Annotated in this window: 17 protein-coding genes; 9 read left to right on the top strand and 8 right to left on the bottom strand. The window is 70.3% G+C overall.

Annotated features, from left to right (window positions below; translation table 11 throughout):
• Nucleotides 1–155: 155 nt before the first annotated feature.
• Genes AB0I81_RS10355 through AB0I81_RS10340 form a run of 4 tightly spaced genes read left to right on the top strand, consistent with a single transcriptional unit; the run spans nucleotide 156 to nucleotide 3,598 of the window.
• Complete coding sequence (locus AB0I81_RS10355) at nucleotides 156–2,282, top strand: nitrate- and nitrite sensing domain-containing protein (RefSeq protein WP_360653224.1); 2,127 nt, start codon at nucleotides 156–158, stop codon at nucleotides 2,280–2,282.
• On the top strand, nucleotides 2,279–2,686 hold the full coding sequence (locus tag AB0I81_RS10350) for a roadblock/LC7 domain-containing protein (protein WP_360653221.1): 408 nt from the start codon (nucleotides 2,279–2,281) through the stop codon (nucleotides 2,684–2,686). Before AB0I81_RS10355 ends, AB0I81_RS10350 begins: the two co-directional genes overlap by 4 nt.
• Nucleotides 2,683–3,045: a DUF742 domain-containing protein gene (locus AB0I81_RS10345; protein ID WP_360653218.1), complete on the top strand. Its 363-nt coding sequence runs from the start codon at nucleotides 2,683–2,685 to the stop codon at nucleotides 3,043–3,045. Before AB0I81_RS10350 ends, AB0I81_RS10345 begins: the two co-directional genes overlap by 4 nt.
• On the top strand, nucleotides 3,026–3,598 hold the full coding sequence (locus AB0I81_RS10340) for an ATP/GTP-binding protein (protein WP_360653215.1): 573 nt from the start codon (nucleotides 3,026–3,028) through the stop codon (nucleotides 3,596–3,598). Before AB0I81_RS10345 ends, AB0I81_RS10340 begins: the two co-directional genes overlap by 20 nt.
• Before the next feature lie 135 nt (nucleotides 3,599–3,733).
• Here AB0I81_RS10340 and AB0I81_RS10335 read toward each other — a convergent pair whose 3' ends face one another.
• From AB0I81_RS10335 to AB0I81_RS10320, 4 genes are all read right to left on the bottom strand, one after another.
• A complete protein-coding gene (locus tag AB0I81_RS10335; RefSeq protein WP_360653212.1) occupies nucleotides 3,734–4,108 on the bottom strand; it encodes a DUF742 domain-containing protein in 375 nt (124 codons plus the stop codon).
• Entirely contained in the window at nucleotides 4,105–6,537 is a 2,433-nt protein-coding gene (locus AB0I81_RS10330; RefSeq protein WP_360653209.1) for a nitrate- and nitrite sensing domain-containing protein, read from the bottom strand. The genes AB0I81_RS10335 and AB0I81_RS10330 overlap by 4 nt, the downstream gene beginning before the upstream one ends.
• 56 nt (nucleotides 6,538–6,593) lie before the next feature.
• Nucleotides 6,594–7,262, bottom strand: coding sequence for a DUF998 domain-containing protein (locus AB0I81_RS10325; RefSeq protein WP_360653206.1), 669 nt, complete (start codon nucleotides 7,260–7,262; stop codon nucleotides 6,594–6,596).
• A 168-nt stretch (nucleotides 7,263–7,430) separates the two neighbouring features.
• Nucleotides 7,431–8,027, bottom strand: a complete 597-nt coding sequence (locus tag AB0I81_RS10320; protein WP_360653203.1) for an NAD(P)H-binding protein — start codon at nucleotides 8,025–8,027, stop codon at nucleotides 7,431–7,433.
• A gap of 81 nt (nucleotides 8,028–8,108) precedes the next feature.
• Here AB0I81_RS10320 and AB0I81_RS10315 point away from each other — a divergent pair, with 81 nt between their 5' ends.
• A complete protein-coding gene (locus AB0I81_RS10315) occupies nucleotides 8,109–8,711 on the top strand; it encodes a PadR family transcriptional regulator (protein WP_360653200.1) in 603 nt (200 codons plus the stop codon).
• 50 nt (nucleotides 8,712–8,761) lie between these two features.
• Here AB0I81_RS10315 and AB0I81_RS10310 read toward each other — a convergent pair whose 3' ends face one another.
• The 3 genes from AB0I81_RS10310 to AB0I81_RS10300 are packed head-to-tail and all read right to left on the bottom strand — an operon-like array spanning nucleotide 8,762 to nucleotide 11,538.
• Complete coding sequence (locus tag AB0I81_RS10310) at nucleotides 8,762–10,177, bottom strand: FGGY family carbohydrate kinase (protein ID WP_360653197.1); 1,416 nt, start codon at nucleotides 10,175–10,177, stop codon at nucleotides 8,762–8,764.
• Nucleotides 10,174–11,319, bottom strand: coding sequence for a xylose isomerase (gene xylA, locus AB0I81_RS10305; protein ID WP_360653194.1), 1,146 nt, complete (start codon nucleotides 11,317–11,319; stop codon nucleotides 10,174–10,176). The genes AB0I81_RS10310 and xylA overlap by 4 nt, the downstream gene beginning before the upstream one ends.
• A 30-nt stretch (nucleotides 11,320–11,349) precedes the next feature.
• Entirely contained in the window at nucleotides 11,350–11,538 is a 189-nt protein-coding gene (locus tag AB0I81_RS10300) for a hypothetical protein (protein ID WP_138690643.1), read from the bottom strand.
• A 177-nt stretch (nucleotides 11,539–11,715) separates the two neighbouring features.
• On the opposite strand from AB0I81_RS10300, the gene AB0I81_RS10295 reads away from it, so the two are divergent.
• The 4 genes from AB0I81_RS10295 to AB0I81_RS10280 all read left to right on the top strand — a co-directional run bounded on the left by AB0I81_RS10295 (nucleotide 11,716) and on the right by AB0I81_RS10280 (nucleotide 14,347).
• On the top strand, nucleotides 11,716–12,225 hold the full coding sequence (locus AB0I81_RS10295; RefSeq protein WP_360653191.1) for a VOC family protein: 510 nt from the start codon (nucleotides 11,716–11,718) through the stop codon (nucleotides 12,223–12,225).
• A 149-nt stretch (nucleotides 12,226–12,374) separates the two neighbouring features.
• A complete protein-coding gene (locus AB0I81_RS10290) occupies nucleotides 12,375–12,620 on the top strand; it encodes a hypothetical protein (RefSeq protein ID WP_360653189.1) in 246 nt (81 codons plus the stop codon).
• Between the two features lie 22 nt (nucleotides 12,621–12,642).
• Entirely contained in the window at nucleotides 12,643–13,095 is a 453-nt protein-coding gene (locus AB0I81_RS10285; RefSeq protein ID WP_360653186.1) for a MarR family transcriptional regulator, read from the top strand.
• A gap of 112 nt (nucleotides 13,096–13,207) precedes the next feature.
• Nucleotides 13,208–14,347, top strand: a complete 1,140-nt coding sequence (locus AB0I81_RS10280) for an MFS transporter (protein WP_360653183.1) — start codon at nucleotides 13,208–13,210, stop codon at nucleotides 14,345–14,347.
• On the opposite strand, the gene AB0I81_RS10275 is transcribed toward AB0I81_RS10280, so the two are convergent.
• Entirely contained in the window at nucleotides 14,341–14,823 is a 483-nt protein-coding gene (locus tag AB0I81_RS10275; RefSeq protein ID WP_360653180.1) for a hypothetical protein, read from the bottom strand. The two genes, AB0I81_RS10280 and AB0I81_RS10275, sit on opposite strands and share 7 nt — an antisense overlap.
• Nucleotides 14,824–14,853 lie beyond the last annotated feature (30 nt).

Raw genomic sequence — 14,853 nt, 5'->3', positions numbered from 1 at the left:
CCGGAGGTGTATTTACACAAGGTGTGGAAATGCCCCCGACTAGAGGTTGGGACATGGGCTCGCGAAACCGGTCAATTCGGTTCAAGATCTTCCTATTACTACTGCTACCCCTCCTGTCTCTGAGCGCGCTGTGGGGTTTCGTCCTCAATCTCACCATGGGCGACGCCCAGTCACTGCTCCGCGCGAACACCCTCTACGACACCATCGGCGTCACTTCCCTTGACCTGGGACTTCAGCTACAGGCCGAACGGGTGCGCTCGGCGGAGGCGCTCACTACGCGTGAGCTCACCGAAGTGCTCGGCGGCCAGCGCGCCCGCACCGACAGCTCCGTCGCCGAGTTCAGACAGGCCGTGACCGACGCCGGGGGCTCCGTCGGCGAAGACCTGCGCCTGCCGCTCGGCAACCTTGACACGGCGCTCGACCGGCTCGGCACTATCCGGTCGGACATCGACGGCGGCCTGAGTTCCCGCCTGGCCGGGCTGAACGAGTACAACCGCATCCTCGACGCGATCTTCATGCTCTACGACCACCTGGTCTCCGTCTCCGACCTGGAAATCTTCCAGCAGGCGTCGTCGCTGCAGGCCATGGGCATGGCCAGGGAGTACATCGCCAGGGAGCACGCGCTGATCATCGGCGCGCTGGCCGACAAGCGGCTGACCGAGCCCGAGGTCGCGGCGTTCACCGAGTACGCCGCCTCCAGGAAGTTCCTGCACTCGCGCGGCCAGGCCGGGCTCGACGTGGCGCTGCGCAGGCCGTACGAGCAGGTCTTCGCCACCGAGCCGTTCCTCACCTTCGCCACCATGGAGTCGCGGATCATCAAGACCGGCGGTCCCCCGCCGGACGCCGAGAGCTGGCACGACGCCGTCGACAAGCTCAGCACCCGGCTCGACGACCTGGGCGTCAGCTCCTCCGACACCCTGGCGGCCCGCACCTCCAAGGCGGCCACCGGAACCATGATCGAGATCGGCATCGCCGGCGGCCTCGGCTTGATCGCGGTGCTCGCGTCGATCATCATCTCAGTACGCTTCGGTCGTCGCCTGGCCGGAGAACTGGCCGGGCTGCGTGGCGCCGCGGTGGAGTTGTCGCGAGAGCGGCTGCCCGACCTCGTGGCACGGCTGCGCAAGGGCGAGGAAGTCGACGTGCGGAAGGAGGCCAGGGCGATCAGGGTGAGCGGTTCCGCTGAGATCACCGACGTGGCCAGGGCCTTCGGTTCCGTGCAGCGCACCGCCGTGACGGCGGCGATCGGCCAGTCCGCGCTGCGGCGCGGGGTCGGCCAGGTCTTCCTCAACCTCGCCCGGCGCAAGCAGGGCCTGCTGCACCGGCAGCTCGCGCTGCTCGACGGCATGCAGCGCCGTGCGCACGACCCCGACAAGCTGGAAGAGCTCTTCCGCCTGGACCACCTGACCACCCGCATGCGGCGGCACGCCGAGAGCCTGATCGTCCTGTCCGGCGCCGCGCCGGGACGCGCCTGGCGCAAGCCGGTGCCCGTGATCGACATCGTCAGGGCCGCGGTCTCGGAGGTCGAGGACTACACCCGGGTCTCCGTGGAGACCATGCCGGCCGGCGCGATCGACGGAACCGCCGCGGCCGACGTCACCCACCTGGTGGCCGAACTGGTCGAGAACGCCACCATCTACTCGCCGCCCGACACCCTCGTGCAGGTGCGCGGCGACATGGTGAGCAACGGCTACGTCATCGAGGTGGAGGACAGAGGGCTGGGGCTGACGGCCTCCGAGTACGCGCGGCTCAACGCGCTGCTGGCCGCGCCGCCCGAGTTCGACCTGGCCGACAGCGACCGGCTGGGCCTGTTCGTGGTGGCCAGCCTGGCCGCGCGGCACGGGATCAACGTGCTGCTGCGCCGCTCGCCCTTCGGCGGCACCGTCGCCATCGTGCTGGTGCCGCGCTCGTCGGTGACCGAGCAGTCCGCGCTGGAGGCCGCCGACGGTGACGGCAGGGCCGCGCTGCCCGCCCGTACGCGCAAGAAGGCCCTGGCGGTCGTGAGCTCCGGCACGCACGGCTCGGGGTCGCAGGGCTCCCGGGACTCCCGGGACTCCCGGGGCTCCCGGGGCTCCAACAGCGCCGGCACCCACGCGGGACTGCCCAGGCGGGTGCGCCAGGCCAATCTGGCCAAGCCGCTCAAGGAGGCGCCGCCGGAGCCCGAGCAGCGGGACGAACGCTCACCCGACGAGGTACGCGACCTGTTCTCCGCCTACCAGCGGGGAACCCAACGCGCCAGAGAAGAAGCCTCTGAGGAGGGGCCCATGAGTAAGGGGGATGCATGAGTGCGCCGACCACCAACACCGGTGAGCTGAACTGGCTGCTGGACGACCTTGCCACGAGGGTCGCCGCCGTGCGCCAGGCGGTCATCTTGTCGACCGACGGCCTGGCCGTGGGTCGTTCCAAGGGTTTGACCCGCGAGGACGCCGAGCACTTGTCGGCCGTGGCGGCCGGGTTCCAGAGCCTGGCACGTGGCACCGGACGCCATTTCGGCGGCGGCGACGTGCGCCAGACCATTGTGGAGATGGAGTCGGCGTTCCTGTTCGTGACCGCGGCCGGCCAGGGCACCTGCCTGGCCGTGATCGCCGAGGCGAACGTGGACGTCGGTCAGATCGCCTACGAGATGGCGATGCTGGTCAAGCGGGTGGGCCAGCACATCACCACCAACCCGCGCGCTGGAGCGTCATGAGCGATAGCCCGCAGTGGTTCGATGAGGAGGCGGGACCCGTCGTCCGGCCTTATGCTCTCATTCGCGGCCGTACGCGCTCCTCTGGGGACGCGTTCGACCTCGTGGCCACCGTGCGCGCCATCGGGGATCCCCCTGGCGAGCTCGGCCCAGAACAGCAGCTCATCCTGCGGGCGGCTCGTGAACCGATCTCGCTGGCCGACCTGGCCGTCGAGCTCGACCTGCCCGTCGGCGTCATCCGGGTGCTTCTCGGTGACATGCGTGACCACGGGCTCATCTCGGTGACGTCGTCCTCCGCCGGAGGGGCGCGGTCGAATGAGCGCATTCTCAAGGAAGTGATCAATGGACTCCGTGCTCTCTGATGACCCTGTCGCGCTCAAGATCCTGATCGCGGGGGGTTTCGGCGTCGGCAAGACCACCCTGGTCGGGTCGATCAGCGAGATCAAGCCGCTGCGCACGGAGGAGGTGCTCTCCGACCGCGGGATCGGCGTCGACGACACCGACGGCGTGGAGGGCAAGAACACCACGACCGTGGCGATGGACTTCGGCCGCATCACGATCCGCGACGGGCTGGTCGTCTACCTGTTCGGCACCCCCGGGCAGGAGCGCTTCTGGTTCATGTGGGACGAGCTCTCCTACGGCGCGCTGGGCGCGGTCGTGATCGCCGACACCCGGCGGCTGACCGACTGCTTCCCCTCCGTCGACTACTTCGAGCAGCGCGGCACGCCCTTCGTGGTGGCCGTCAACTGCTTCGACGGCGCGGAGCGGCACAGCGTGGACGACGTGCGCATCGCGCTCGACCTGGATGACGACGTCCCGGTCATGCTCTGCGACGTACGGCGGCGGACCTCGGCCAAGGAGGTCATGATCACCCTGGTCGAGCACTCGCTGAGGACGCTCGCCTCGGCGAACTGAGGCGACGGCGACGCTCGCCTCGGCGAGCTGAGGGCTCACCTCGGCGAAACGAGGGCTCACCTCGGCGAACTGAGGCCCGCCTTGGCGAACTGAGTGAGGCCCGACTGGAGCGCTCTCAAGCCCGTCAGGGCCGGCTCAGAGCGCCCGCAGGCCGTTGATCACCTCGCGGAGCAGGCTCTCCGACGGGGCGGCGGCCTTGTCGCGCGGCGGGCGCACCGTCACCAGGTCGTGCTGCAGCAGGTCGCCCAGCAGCACGCGTACGACGCCGACGGGCAGGCCCAGATCCGAGGCGACCTCGACGACGGGCCTGTTCTTCCCGGCCACGCAGGCCAGCAACCGCCGGTGCTGCGCGCTCAGCTCGGCCTTCGCCGGGACGGGCTGTCCCGTCGAGACGACGACCGCCAGCAGGTCGACCTCGATGGAGGCGGACCTGGTGCGCCCCCGCGCGACCGCGTACGGCCGTACGACGGGCCCGGCCTCCTCATCAACCCACTCGTGCTCGCGGCTCACGATTGAGATCCCCCATCCTGGTCGCTTTCCTGCCGCCCGCGCTGCCAGCCTGACTGGAGCGAGGAGAGCAGCGCCCTGGTCTCCTCCGGCGTACGCTCCTCGGCCGGTGATGCAGCCGGTGATACAGCCGGTGGCGCGGCCGATGGCGCGGGCTGTGGCGCCTGCCTGAGCCGCTGCGGCAGCCCGGTCTGCCGCTCCCGTTGCGGCAACCCCGTTCCGCGCTCCCGCTGCGGCAGTCCTGTCGTATGTTCGCCGGCCCGTTCGGTCGTCCGCTCGCGTCGCGGCAGCTCCGTGGCCCCGTCCCGCTGCGGCTGCTCGGTGGTGCGCTCGCGCTGGGGCAGGCCCGTGGTCCGGTCGCGGCGCGGCAGTTGCCGCGGCGGCGGGCCGTCCCGTGGCGGCGCCTGCTGCGGCAGCGCGGGGGCGCTTCCGTTGGAATGGGTGCCCCGCCTGCTCGTACGGACCCGGCGCGGCAGTTCGCCCGGCCCGGTGATCTCCGACGGGTCCGACCGCACGACCGACACGGAGACCGGCTCGAACTCCGCCGGCTGCACCGGGCCGGTCAGGGGCTCGACCAGCGCGGCGGGCACCAGCACGATGGCCGTGGTGCCGCCGTACGGGGAGGTCTTGAGCGTCACCTTGATGCCGTGCCTGGCCGCGAGCATGCCGACCACCGCGAATCCGAGCCGCTCGGTCTGCGAGGGGTCGAACTCCGGCGGGCTGGCCAGGCGCTCGTTGATGGTCCTGCGCGTGCCCTCGTCCAGGCCCAGGCCGCGGTCCTCGATCTCGACGGCGAAGCCCTTGCCGACCATCTCGCCGTGCACCGCGACCTCGTTGCTGGGCGAGGAGAAGGTGGTGGCGTTCTCGATCAGCTCGGCGAACAGGTGCATGAGGTCGGCCACCGCCGCGCCGGAGACGCCCGCCTCGGGCATCGGGTAGACGCGTACCCGGGTGTACTCCTCCACCTGCGCCGCCGAGCCGCTGAGCACGTCCTCCATCGGGATGACGCCGCGCCAGCGGCGGCCTGCCGCGCCGCCGGAGAGCAGCACCAGGCCCTCGGCGTGGCGGCGCATGCGGGTGGTCAGGTGGTCGAGCTTGAACAGGTGCTCAAGCGCCTCGGGCTCCTCCGTCTGGCGCTGCATCTCATCGAGCAGCCTGAGCTGGCGCTGGAGCAGCGACTGGCTGCGCCTGGCCAGGTTGCGCAGCGCCTCGGAGACGCCCTCGCGCAGCCTGGCCTGCTCCACGGCCGCGTCCACGGCCGTGGACTGCACGCTGTCGAACGCCGCCGCCAGGTCGCGTACCTCGCTGGTCGACTGCGCGCTCACCGTGATGGGCGGGGCCTCGGCCGCGACGTCCACGGGCTCGCCCTTGCGCAGCTTGTCCACCACGTCGGGCAGCCTGATCTCGGCCAGGTCCAGCGCGGTACGGCGCAGCGCGCCCATCTCGCGGGTGAGCCTGCGGCCGATCTTGATCGAGATGAAGATCGAGACGATGACCGCGACCAGGCCGAGCGCGCCGGCGATGCCGGCCCTCGTCACGATGCCGACGCCCGCCGGCTGCATCCTGGCCAGCAGCTTGTCGCCGGTGCGCCAGACGGCCTCGCGGTACTCCTTCTGCACCTGGTCCGACACGCCCCGCCAGAGCTCCAGGTCCAGCGGCTGGCCGCTGATGTAGGACTCCAGGAGGTTCTCCATGGTGGAGAAGCGGGGCGCGTAGTACATCTTCTCGAACGGGGCCCGCAGCTCGGTGTCGAGGTTGGCCAGCGCCTTGGGGAACAGGTTCTTGCGGGTGCCGTCGATCCCGGCCAGCAGGTGCACGTCGTGCATGCTCGGCCGGCCGTTCGTGGCGATCACCAGGGCGTGCTCGCGGGCGAGCTGCTCGCGCACCTCGTCGGCCTTGATCAGGCCCTGGGCCTGCAACGCCAGCTCCAGGTCGGTGCTCACGGTCAGCCGGGAGTACAGGAGGTGGACCTCGTCGGAGATCTTCGCGTACTCGGTGACGAGGCCGCCGGGGGTGAGCTGGCGCGCGTCCACCTTGCGCCGGATGTCCGGGAGCCGGTCGATGGCCTCGAAGACCGTCTGGAGCTGGGTCTTCATGTCGTCGGTGAGCGCCGACTGGGTGCTCTCCGTCATGGCCTGCCGGCGCAGCTTGGCGTTGTTGGCGTCCACCTTGGCCCGCGCCTTGGCCAGCGCGTCGGGGTCGCCGCCCGAGCGGGCGATGCGCTCGGCGGAGGCCAGGCGCTCGGTCTGGAGGTTACCGACCAGGCCGTCGGTGTTGTTGATGATGTTGGTCCAGATGGTCTCGACCTTGAACAGGTTGAGAGCCTCTCCCGACGTGGTGCTCGCGGCGAAACCCCAGAGCGCGACCAGGGAGACCAAGGGGATGACGAGCAGCGTCGAGATCTTGAATCTGATGGATCTGCCCGATGCCATGACACCCGCTCCCGGATAGAAGATCGCGGGAGAGAATAGCACTGAAAGCTGAGGCTTTAAGATCGATTAGCGATAAAACTGTGATATGTCGGGAAATTGGCGGCTGCTGCGCCGCTCCTGCGCCAGGCCATCCGGACCAGCCATCCCGCCAGCACCGCCAGCAACGCCACCTCGGCGCCCAGGAGCAACCGCTCGACGAGCCCGATCATCACCCGCTCGCCCGGCATGGCCACGTACGTGATCGCCAGCAGCCCGAACCCGCCCGCCAGCGACACCCACTCCACCACCCGCGCCACGGGCTTCCACGCGGCGTCTGAGGCCAGCCTGGGCACCAGCAGCGCGCCGGCGGCGGGCAGGCTCACGAAGGCGGCGACGGAGGCGTAACGGTGGATCTGGGTCGCCAGGCCGGGATCCTGGCCGAGCGGTGTGGTCGGGACCACGGCGGCCACGATCACCGCGCCCGACCACACCATCAGCAACCACTCCGGCACGCCCTTGATCGGCGCCCCGGCCGACCGCAGTCCCGCGAGCAACGCCAGCGACCCGATCCCGAGCAACGCCATCGCGGCGCCCGTGACGCCCCCGCCTTCGGACACGGCGTACTCGCTGATGGTGACGTTCATGGGGTCGAGGGTGGAGTCGAACTGGGCTGCCACGACGGCGACCACCGAGAACAGGATCGACGTGCCGGCGATCCAGGGGTAGAGCCTCTTGGCTGCGGTCATGAGACCACTTTGGTCTCCGGGCCCCCGCCCCCACATCCGGCTCCGCCCCTACCCGACCCTGAGCCGTCCCTGAGTCCGCCGGGGGGGCAGCAGGCCAAGAGCGCCAGGACGATGACCGCCGGCAGCCGTGGATCCGCTTTCAGCACGGGTTGCTCCTCGCGGGATGAGCTACCGGGGGCCGCAGATGCCGAGGGCCTTGCCGGCGAGCTGGGGATCCTCGACGGTGTCGAGCAGCGCCATCGCGTAGTCGGCGCGTGAGAGTTGCATCGCGCCGCCCGTGGCGTTGGCCTCGAAGTCGATGTGCACGCGCCCTGCGGGCGGCTTGTCGGTGAGCCTCGTGGCCCTGGCTATGCTCCAGTCGAGCCCGCTGACCTGCAACATGCCCTCGGCACGTGCGAGGTCCACGTACGCCTCCCGCAGGAACAACCACGCCAGCGAGACCGCGAGCCGGGGCCGGGTGGCGGGCACGGAGCGGCTGCTCGTCATCACCACCCGGCGCACGCCGTGCTCGCGCATGGCCGTGATGAGGGTGGCGGCGATCCCGCTGCCGCCGACCGCGGCGATGACGGCGTCCTGCCCCTGTACGGCCAGGCGCACGGTCTCCAGGTCGTGCGCGTCGCCCTGATGAACGCCTGCCAGCCGGTCGCGGTCCGCGAGCAGGTGGGGCCGGCGAGCGAAGGCGGTGATCTCGTGCCCGCGTTCGACGCCCTGCGTCAGGACGTGCCGTCCGGTTCTGCCGGTCGAGCCGATGACCATGATCTTCATGATGGCGCCTCCTAATATGGCAATCCGCATTATGGCGATCCTCATGAACTATAGTGCAAACTGCATTAGGAAAGGAGCGCCATGGCACGACGTCCCGATCTGGTCGGCCTGACGGTGCTGGCCATGTTGTCGGTACGTCCCGGCCACCCGTACGAGCTGCACCGCTTCATCGTCGACACGCACAAGGACTACGTGACGGGGTTGCCGAGGAGCCTCTACCACGCGGTCGACAAGCTGGCCGGCGAGGAGCTGATCGTCCCCGTCGAGACCAGCAGGGAGGGCCGCCGGCCCGAGCGCACGATCTACGAGATCACCGACGAGGGCCGTCACGAGCTGACGTCCAGGCTCCGGGCGCTCCTGGAGAACCCGGGCGGCGAGCGCCGCGTCTTCACCGCGGCCGTCTCGCTCATCGGCGTCCTGCCGGTACCCGATGCGCTGCGGTCCCTGCGCACGAGGGAGGCGGCGGTCGATGGGAACGTGGCCGAGCTGAACGGACATCTGAAGGGCCTGCGCGAGAGCGGCCTGCCCGAGGTTCTGATGATCGAGCTCGACTACGAGCGGGCGCTGAGCGAGGCCGAGCTGGTCTGGATCAGGCGGCTCATCGCCCGCGTCGAGTCCGGCGAGCTCGGCTGGTCGGGCACCTTCAACCGCGACCTGCTGGAGAACGTGCTCGACGAACAGTGAGAAGCTGCGCCCAACCCGGCACCCCGCGTTCTCGGGGTGCCGGGTGGTTGTCAGTCGAGGATGTGGCCGGTCGCGCGGGCGTAGCGCTCGCGGATCCGCGGGACCGCCTCGCCCTCGTAGGTGGCCGTGTCCCCCGAACGCCAGTCCGGGGTCGTCACCAGCGTGGCCGCCTGGTACGCCGCGCCGTCCGCGACGTACTCGGCGGGCGGCGGCACCGAGATCGGGACGCCGAAGATGGTCGGCGCGATCCGGCGCACGGCCTCCGAGCGGGCCGCGCCGCCGATCAGCAGCACCCGCTCCGGCCGCATCGCCAGCGCGTCCAGCGCGTCCGCCAGGCCGCACAACATGCCCTCGATGGCCGCCCGCGCCAGGTGGGCGGGGGTCGAGGTGGACAGGGTGAGGCCGTGGATGGAGCCGGTGGCGGTGGGCCTGTTGGGGGTCCGCTCGCCTTCGAGGTAGGGCACCAGGGTGAGCCCGTCGGCCCCCGGCGGCGCCTGGAGTGCCAGGGAGCTCAGCTCGTCGAGCCCGACCCCGGCGATGCGGGCGGCGGCGTCCATGACGCGGGCGGCGTTGAGCGTGCACACCAGCGGCAGGTAGTGCCCCGTCGCGTCGGCGAAGCCCGCCACCAGCCCCGAGGGGTCGGCGCTCGGCGTCTCCGCGACCGCGAACACCGTGCCCGAGGTGCCCAGCGACACCACGACGTCACCCGGCCTGGCGCCCACGCCGAGCGCGGCGGCCATGTTGTCGCCCGTGCCCGGCGCGATCAGCACCGCGCCCCCGGTCGCCTCTTCGGCCGGCCCCAGCACCCTGGGCAGCAGCGGGACCGCGCCGAAGGCGGCCTTGAGCAGGTCGGTCCGGTACGCGCCGGTCGCCGGCGACCAGTAACCCGTGCCCGAGGCGTCACCCCGGTCGGTGACCAGATGGTCCAGGGGCGGCAGCGGCGCGTCGGACCAGCCCTCCGCGCTGAAGGGCACGCCGGAGGCCAGGGCTCCCGACAACCGCCAGGTGAGCCAGTCGTGCGGCAGGCACACGGCGGCCGTGCGGCGGGCGTTGTCCGGCTCGTGCTCGGCCAGCCAGCGCAGCTTGGTGACCGTGAACGAGGCGACCGGCACCGAGCCCACGCCGTCGGCCCACGCCTGCGGCCCGCCCAGCTCGGAGATCAGGTCGGTGGCGGCCTGAGCGGAGCGGGTGTCGTTCCACAGCAGGGCATCGCGTACGACATTTCCGGTTTCGTCTAGACAGACCATGCCGTGCTGCTGCCCGCCCACACTGATGGCGGCCACGCCGTCCAGCCCGCCGGCCTCCTCGATGGCCAGCAGTAACGCGCTCCACCAGTGGGACGGGTGCACCTCGGTGCCCGCCGGGTGCGTGGCGCGGCCCTGCCGTACCAGCTCTCCCGTCTCCGCGTCTCGAATGACGACCTTGCAACTCTGCGTGGAGGAATCGACCCCAGCGACCAGCGTCACCCACGAACTCCTAACAAGTGCTCCAGCGCAAGCTGGTTCAGATGCGAGAAATGGTATCCGCGCCGGCCTGCCGCCTCGGGATCGAAGTCGTCCGCCGCGAGATCGGCCAGCGTCTCGCCGCGGTTGAGGGTGGGCAGCCCGAGCTCCTCGACCCTGGAGGCCCGCAGCGCCTCCCGGACCTCCGGATCGGCCCGGAACCCCCGCGCCTTCTCCTTCAGGATCAGGTACGTGCGCATGTTGGCGGCGGCCGAGACCCACACGTCGGCGGGGTCCTCGGTGCGCAGCGGCTTGTAGTCGAAGTGGCGTGGGCCGTCGTAGCCCCCGTGTTCCAGCAGGTCGACCAGGAAGAAGGCGCTCTTCAGGTCGCCGTGGCCGAAGATCAGGTCCTGGTCGTACTTGGGGCCGTGCTGGCCGTTGAGGTCGATGTGGAAGAGCTTGCCGTGCCACAGCGCCTGGGCGATTCCGTGCACGAAGTTGAGCCCGGCCATCTGCTCGTGGCCCACCTCAGGGTTGAGGCCCACCATCTCCGGATGTTCCAGCTCGCCGATGAAGGCCAGGGCGTGGCCGATCGTGGGCAGCAGGATGTCGCCGCGGGGCTCGTTCGGCTTGGGCTCGATGGCGAAGCGGATGTCGTGCTTGCGCTCACGTACGTAGGCGCACAGCAGGTCGATGGCCTCCTTGTAGCGGGCCAGCGCGGCGCGTACGTCCTTGGCCGCGTCGGACTCGGCCCCCTCCCTGCCGCCCCAGCACACGTAGGTCGAGGCGCCCAGGGAGGCGGCCAGGTCGAGGTTGCGCATGACCTTGCGCAGGGCGTATCGGCGCACGTCACGGTCGTTGCTGGTGAAGGCGCCGTCGCGGAAGACGGGATGGGTGAACAGGTTCGTGGTGGCCATGGGCACTTTCAGCCCAGTTTCGGCAAGCGCTTTCCGAAACAACGCGACCGCCCGCTCGCGATCGCGTTCGACGGCGAGCAGGTCGTCGTCGTGGAAGGTGACGCCGTAGGCCCCCAGTTCGGCCAGGCGATGCACGCTCTCGACGGGGTCGAGGGGCGCCCGAGCGGCGTCCCCGAACGGATCGCGCGCCTGCCAGCCGACCGTCCACAGACCGAAGGTGAATCGGTCGTCAGGGGTTGGCTCGTACATGGTTCCGATGCTCCCCTGGCGATCAGTTGTTCACAAGCCCGAGGGATCACGCCCTACGCTGATCTCCTCGGCGATCTTCCTGATCTCGGTCACCTCGAGGCCGGGAGCCTTGGGCAGGTGGCGCAGCAAAGCGTCCATCACCACGGGGACGGGCTGGCCGGCGAACCGGCCGGCGATCCCGTGAACAGCCCTGAACAGCGCCTCTTCGGTGTCGTGCATCGGCCTCTCCTCGGTCGGGTACCCGCAGGACACTACGGCCTCGGCCCGACACTTCGCGCGCTACTTCCCCCGCGTGTCCCCGACCGAGCGAACAAATCCGGCCCTGTCCGACGTACCCCCGCAAATTAGTTGAAGGCTCATATACTTGACCTTGGACTCCTTGGAAAGGGGCAGATCATGCCGGTGCAGCGGCTCAACCACGCGGTCCTTTACGTTCGCGACGTGGAGCGGAGTGTCGCCTTCTACCGGGAGGCCCTCGGCTTCGAGGTCGTCATGGGCATGCGCGGCGCCGCCTTCCTCCAGGCCCCCGGCTCCTCCAACGACCACGACCTCGGCCTGTTCCAGATCGGCGAGAACGCCGCCGCCTCGACCGCCGGGCACACCTCCGTCGGCCTCTACCACCTGGCGTGGGAGGTCGACACCCTGGAGGAGCTGGAGCGCACGCAGGCCAAGCTGACCGAACTGGGCGCGCTCGTCGGCTCCTCCGACCACAGCACGACCAAGGCGCTGTACGCGCGCGACCCCGACGGGCTGGAGTTCGAGGTGTCGTGGCTGGTGCCCGCCGCGCTGCTGACCGAGGAGATCCTCGCCGCCCGTGCCAGTATCCGCCCGCTCGACCTGACCGCCGACAAACAGCGGTACGGCGCCCAGACCCGAGGCGGGGTAGGCGTGTCCGTTCCCGTCTGAAGTTCCCTGCCCGTCTTCCGTGCCCGTCTTCCGTGCCCATCTTCCGTGCCCATCTTCCGTGCCCATCTTCCGTGCCCATCTTCCGTGCCCGTCTGAAGTACCGTGGAGGTATATCGACCCCTCCTTCACGGCCTGCACGGAGAACGGTCATGCCAAGAGATCCTGATCACGTGCTCGACGCCATCGACGGTGTCGTCGACGAGTGGGAGACCCTGAGCGCGGACGCGATGCGCTGGGCGCCTCCAGAAGACAAGAGTCCCGATCTCATGACCGAGGTCAGCGAGATCTTCGGTCCGCTCGTCAACGCGTTCTCACAGGCGCTGCGCCCGGTGGGCGACGCCTTTGAACGCGTGCTCAGCGCGCTGGACGACGACGACGGCCCACGACCCACCTGATAGCGCTGTTACATTGTCGGGCGTGATCGGACTGGGTACCTTGATGCGCCACGTGCACGAGACGATGGACGGCGCCGTCGCCGGCATCTACGCCGAGCACGGCCTGCCCGAATACCGGCCGCGTTATTCACCCGTCGTGCGCACGCTGGTCGCGGAGGGTCCGCTGGCCATCCGCGACCTGGCGGGGGCGATCGGCGTGACCCACTCGGCGGCCAGCCAGACGGTGGTGCAGATGCGCCGCGACGGCTTCGTCACCCTGGAGAAGGGCTCCGACGCCCGCCACCGCATCGTCCACCTCACCGCCAAGGCCCGTGCCGCGCTGCCCCTCATCGAAGCCGAGTGGGCGGCCACCGAACGGGCCGTGCGCGAGCTGGACGCGGAGTTGCCCGTACCGCTGGAGCAGCTCATGACGGCCACGCTGGAGGCGCTGGAGCGGCGTTCTTTTCGAGTGCGCATCGGGGACGTATCCGCTTAGAATCGCCCGTATGACCTGGCGACATTGATCCATAACGAGGGGCCGGCGCGGGACGCGCGGGCCTCCGGGGCGGCAAGCACCCGGAGTCCCTGCTCATCCCCCGGAAGGTCCCATGCTTGTCATATCGCTGTACGCTTACGCGTTCCTCAGTGAATTCATCCTGATCTACCCGGTGTACGCGCTCCTGTTCACCGACACCGGGCTCTCCGTCGCCCAGGTCTCCACGCTGTTCGCGATCTGGTCGGTGACGGGGCTGGTGCTGGAGATCCCCTCCGGCGCCTGGGCCGACGCCGTCTCCAGGCGCCTGCTGCTGTTCCTCGGCCCGCTGCTGATCGGCCTCGGCTTCGCGTTGTGGGTGTTGTTGCCCTCCTACTGGATGTTCGCGGCCGGTTTCGTGTTGTGGGGCGCGGGCGAAGCGCTGGTGTCGGGCGCGTACGAGGCGCTGGCGTACGAGGAGTTGGAGCGGCGCGGCCAGGAGCACCGGTACGCCGGCGTCATGGGCCGGGCCAACGCCTTCGCCCTGGCGGCGGCCGCGGCGGCGATCGGCCTGGCCGCGCCCGTCTTCGCGGCCGGCGGCTATGCCGCGGTGGGCGCGGCCAGCGTGCTGGCCTGCGTGCTGACCGCGGTCACGGCGCTGACGCTGCCCGAGCACCGGCCGCGCGGCGGCGAGCGGAGCCTGGGCTACCTGGCGATACTCAAGGAGGGGGCCGGGCTGGTCCGCCGGGACCGTGGCGTGCGGCACGCGGTCCTGCTGGTCGCCCTCGTGACCGCGATCTGGGGCGCGCTGGAGGAGTACGTCCCGTATCTCGCCGCCGAGACCGGGGTCTCCACGGCCACCATCCCGCTGCTGGTCCTGCTGGTCTGGGTCGGCATCACGGCGGGCGGACTGCTGGCGGAGCCGGCCGAGCGCCTGCCGTCCCGCCCGTACGCCCTGCTGCTCGCCCTGGCGACCGCCGCGATGGCGGTGGGGGCGATCAGCGGGCGTCCGGCCGGGTTCGTGGCGATCGCGCTGGCCTTCGGGACGTTCCAGCTCGCCCAGGTGCTGGCCGACGCGCGGTTGCAGGCGCGGATCACCGGTTCGGCCAGGGCCACCGTGACCTCGGTCGCCGGGCTGGGCACCAACGTCATGACGCTGGGGGTCTACACCGCGTACGGGGCGGCGTCGTCGTACGCCTCGCACGGAGTGACCTTCGCCCTGCTGGCCCTGCCGTACCTGCTGATCGCCCTGCTGGTGGCCCGGAGTCGTCAGTAGCGGGGCGGGATGCGCTTGGGCAGCGGCGGCGGCTCAGGGATCTCCTCCTTCACCTCCTCGGCGGGCGGCTGCGACCGGGTGGCCGCCCGCCAGCGGGAGGGGAATACCGAGGCGCTCACCAGCACGATTCCGGTCGGCCAGAAGTACGCCTCGAAGAGATTCTTGACTGCCTCGTAATAAGCCTCAGGCACCAGATCTCGCCACAACCAGGGCACGAATGACAATGCGCCTCCTGAGAGCAGGAGCAGACCGCACAGCAGTGACGCGACCGGGGAGATCCGCGACCCCGCCAGGACTCCGCCCAGGACCAGGACACCGATGAGGGCGGCCCAGCCGGCCCACTCGGCGACCGGGCGTTCCCAGGCCATGAAACCGGCCGCGAACAGCAGCGTCGCCGCCAATCCCGCGCCGGCGCCGAGCCAATGACGAACACCATTACGCACAGAGAACACCTCCAGCCCAGGGACCTTAGCCACCCATCAGGCCCCGCACCTTAAAGGCGGCGA

Source organism: Nonomuraea sp. NPDC050404 (assembly GCF_040655495.1).
GTDB lineage: Bacteria > Actinomycetota > Actinomycetes > Streptosporangiales > Streptosporangiaceae > Nonomuraea.
This window is presented reverse-complemented; position numbering and strand designations above follow the sequence as displayed.

What these genes read in the sequence shown, in the direction of transcription:
- AB0I81_RS10355 (WP_360653224.1), top strand. Translation starts at nt 156, where the DNA reads ATGGGCGACGCCCAGTCACTGCTCCGCGCGAACACCCTCTACGACACC.
- AB0I81_RS10350 (WP_360653221.1), top strand. Translation starts at nt 2,279, where the DNA reads ATGAGTGCGCCGACCACCAACACCGGTGAGCTGAACTGGCTGCTGGAC.
- AB0I81_RS10345 (WP_360653218.1), top strand. Translation starts at nt 2,683, where the DNA reads ATGAGCGATAGCCCGCAGTGGTTCGATGAGGAGGCGGGACCCGTCGTC.
- AB0I81_RS10340 (WP_360653215.1), top strand. Translation starts at nt 3,026, where the DNA reads ATGGACTCCGTGCTCTCTGATGACCCTGTCGCGCTCAAGATCCTGATC.
- AB0I81_RS10330 (WP_360653209.1), bottom strand. Translation starts at nt 6,537, where the DNA reads ATGGCATCGGGCAGATCCATCAGATTCAAGATCTCGACGCTGCTCGTC.
- AB0I81_RS10325 (WP_360653206.1), bottom strand. Translation starts at nt 7,262, where the DNA reads ATGACCGCAGCCAAGAGGCTCTACCCCTGGATCGCCGGCACGTCGATC.
- AB0I81_RS10320 (WP_360653203.1), bottom strand. Translation starts at nt 8,027, where the DNA reads ATGAAGATCATGGTCATCGGCTCGACCGGCAGAACCGGACGGCACGTC.
- AB0I81_RS10315 (WP_360653200.1), top strand. Translation starts at nt 8,109, where the DNA reads ATGGCACGACGTCCCGATCTGGTCGGCCTGACGGTGCTGGCCATGTTG.
- xylA (WP_360653194.1), bottom strand. Translation starts at nt 11,319, where the DNA reads ATGTACGAGCCAACCCCTGACGACCGATTCACCTTCGGTCTGTGGACG.
- AB0I81_RS10300 (WP_138690643.1), bottom strand. Translation starts at nt 11,538, where the DNA reads ATGCACGACACCGAAGAGGCGCTGTTCAGGGCTGTTCACGGGATCGCC.
- AB0I81_RS10295 (WP_360653191.1), top strand. Translation starts at nt 11,716, where the DNA reads ATGCCGGTGCAGCGGCTCAACCACGCGGTCCTTTACGTTCGCGACGTG.
- AB0I81_RS10290 (WP_360653189.1), top strand. Translation starts at nt 12,375, where the DNA reads ATGCCAAGAGATCCTGATCACGTGCTCGACGCCATCGACGGTGTCGTC.
- AB0I81_RS10280 (WP_360653183.1), top strand. Translation starts at nt 13,208, where the DNA reads ATGCTTGTCATATCGCTGTACGCTTACGCGTTCCTCAGTGAATTCATC.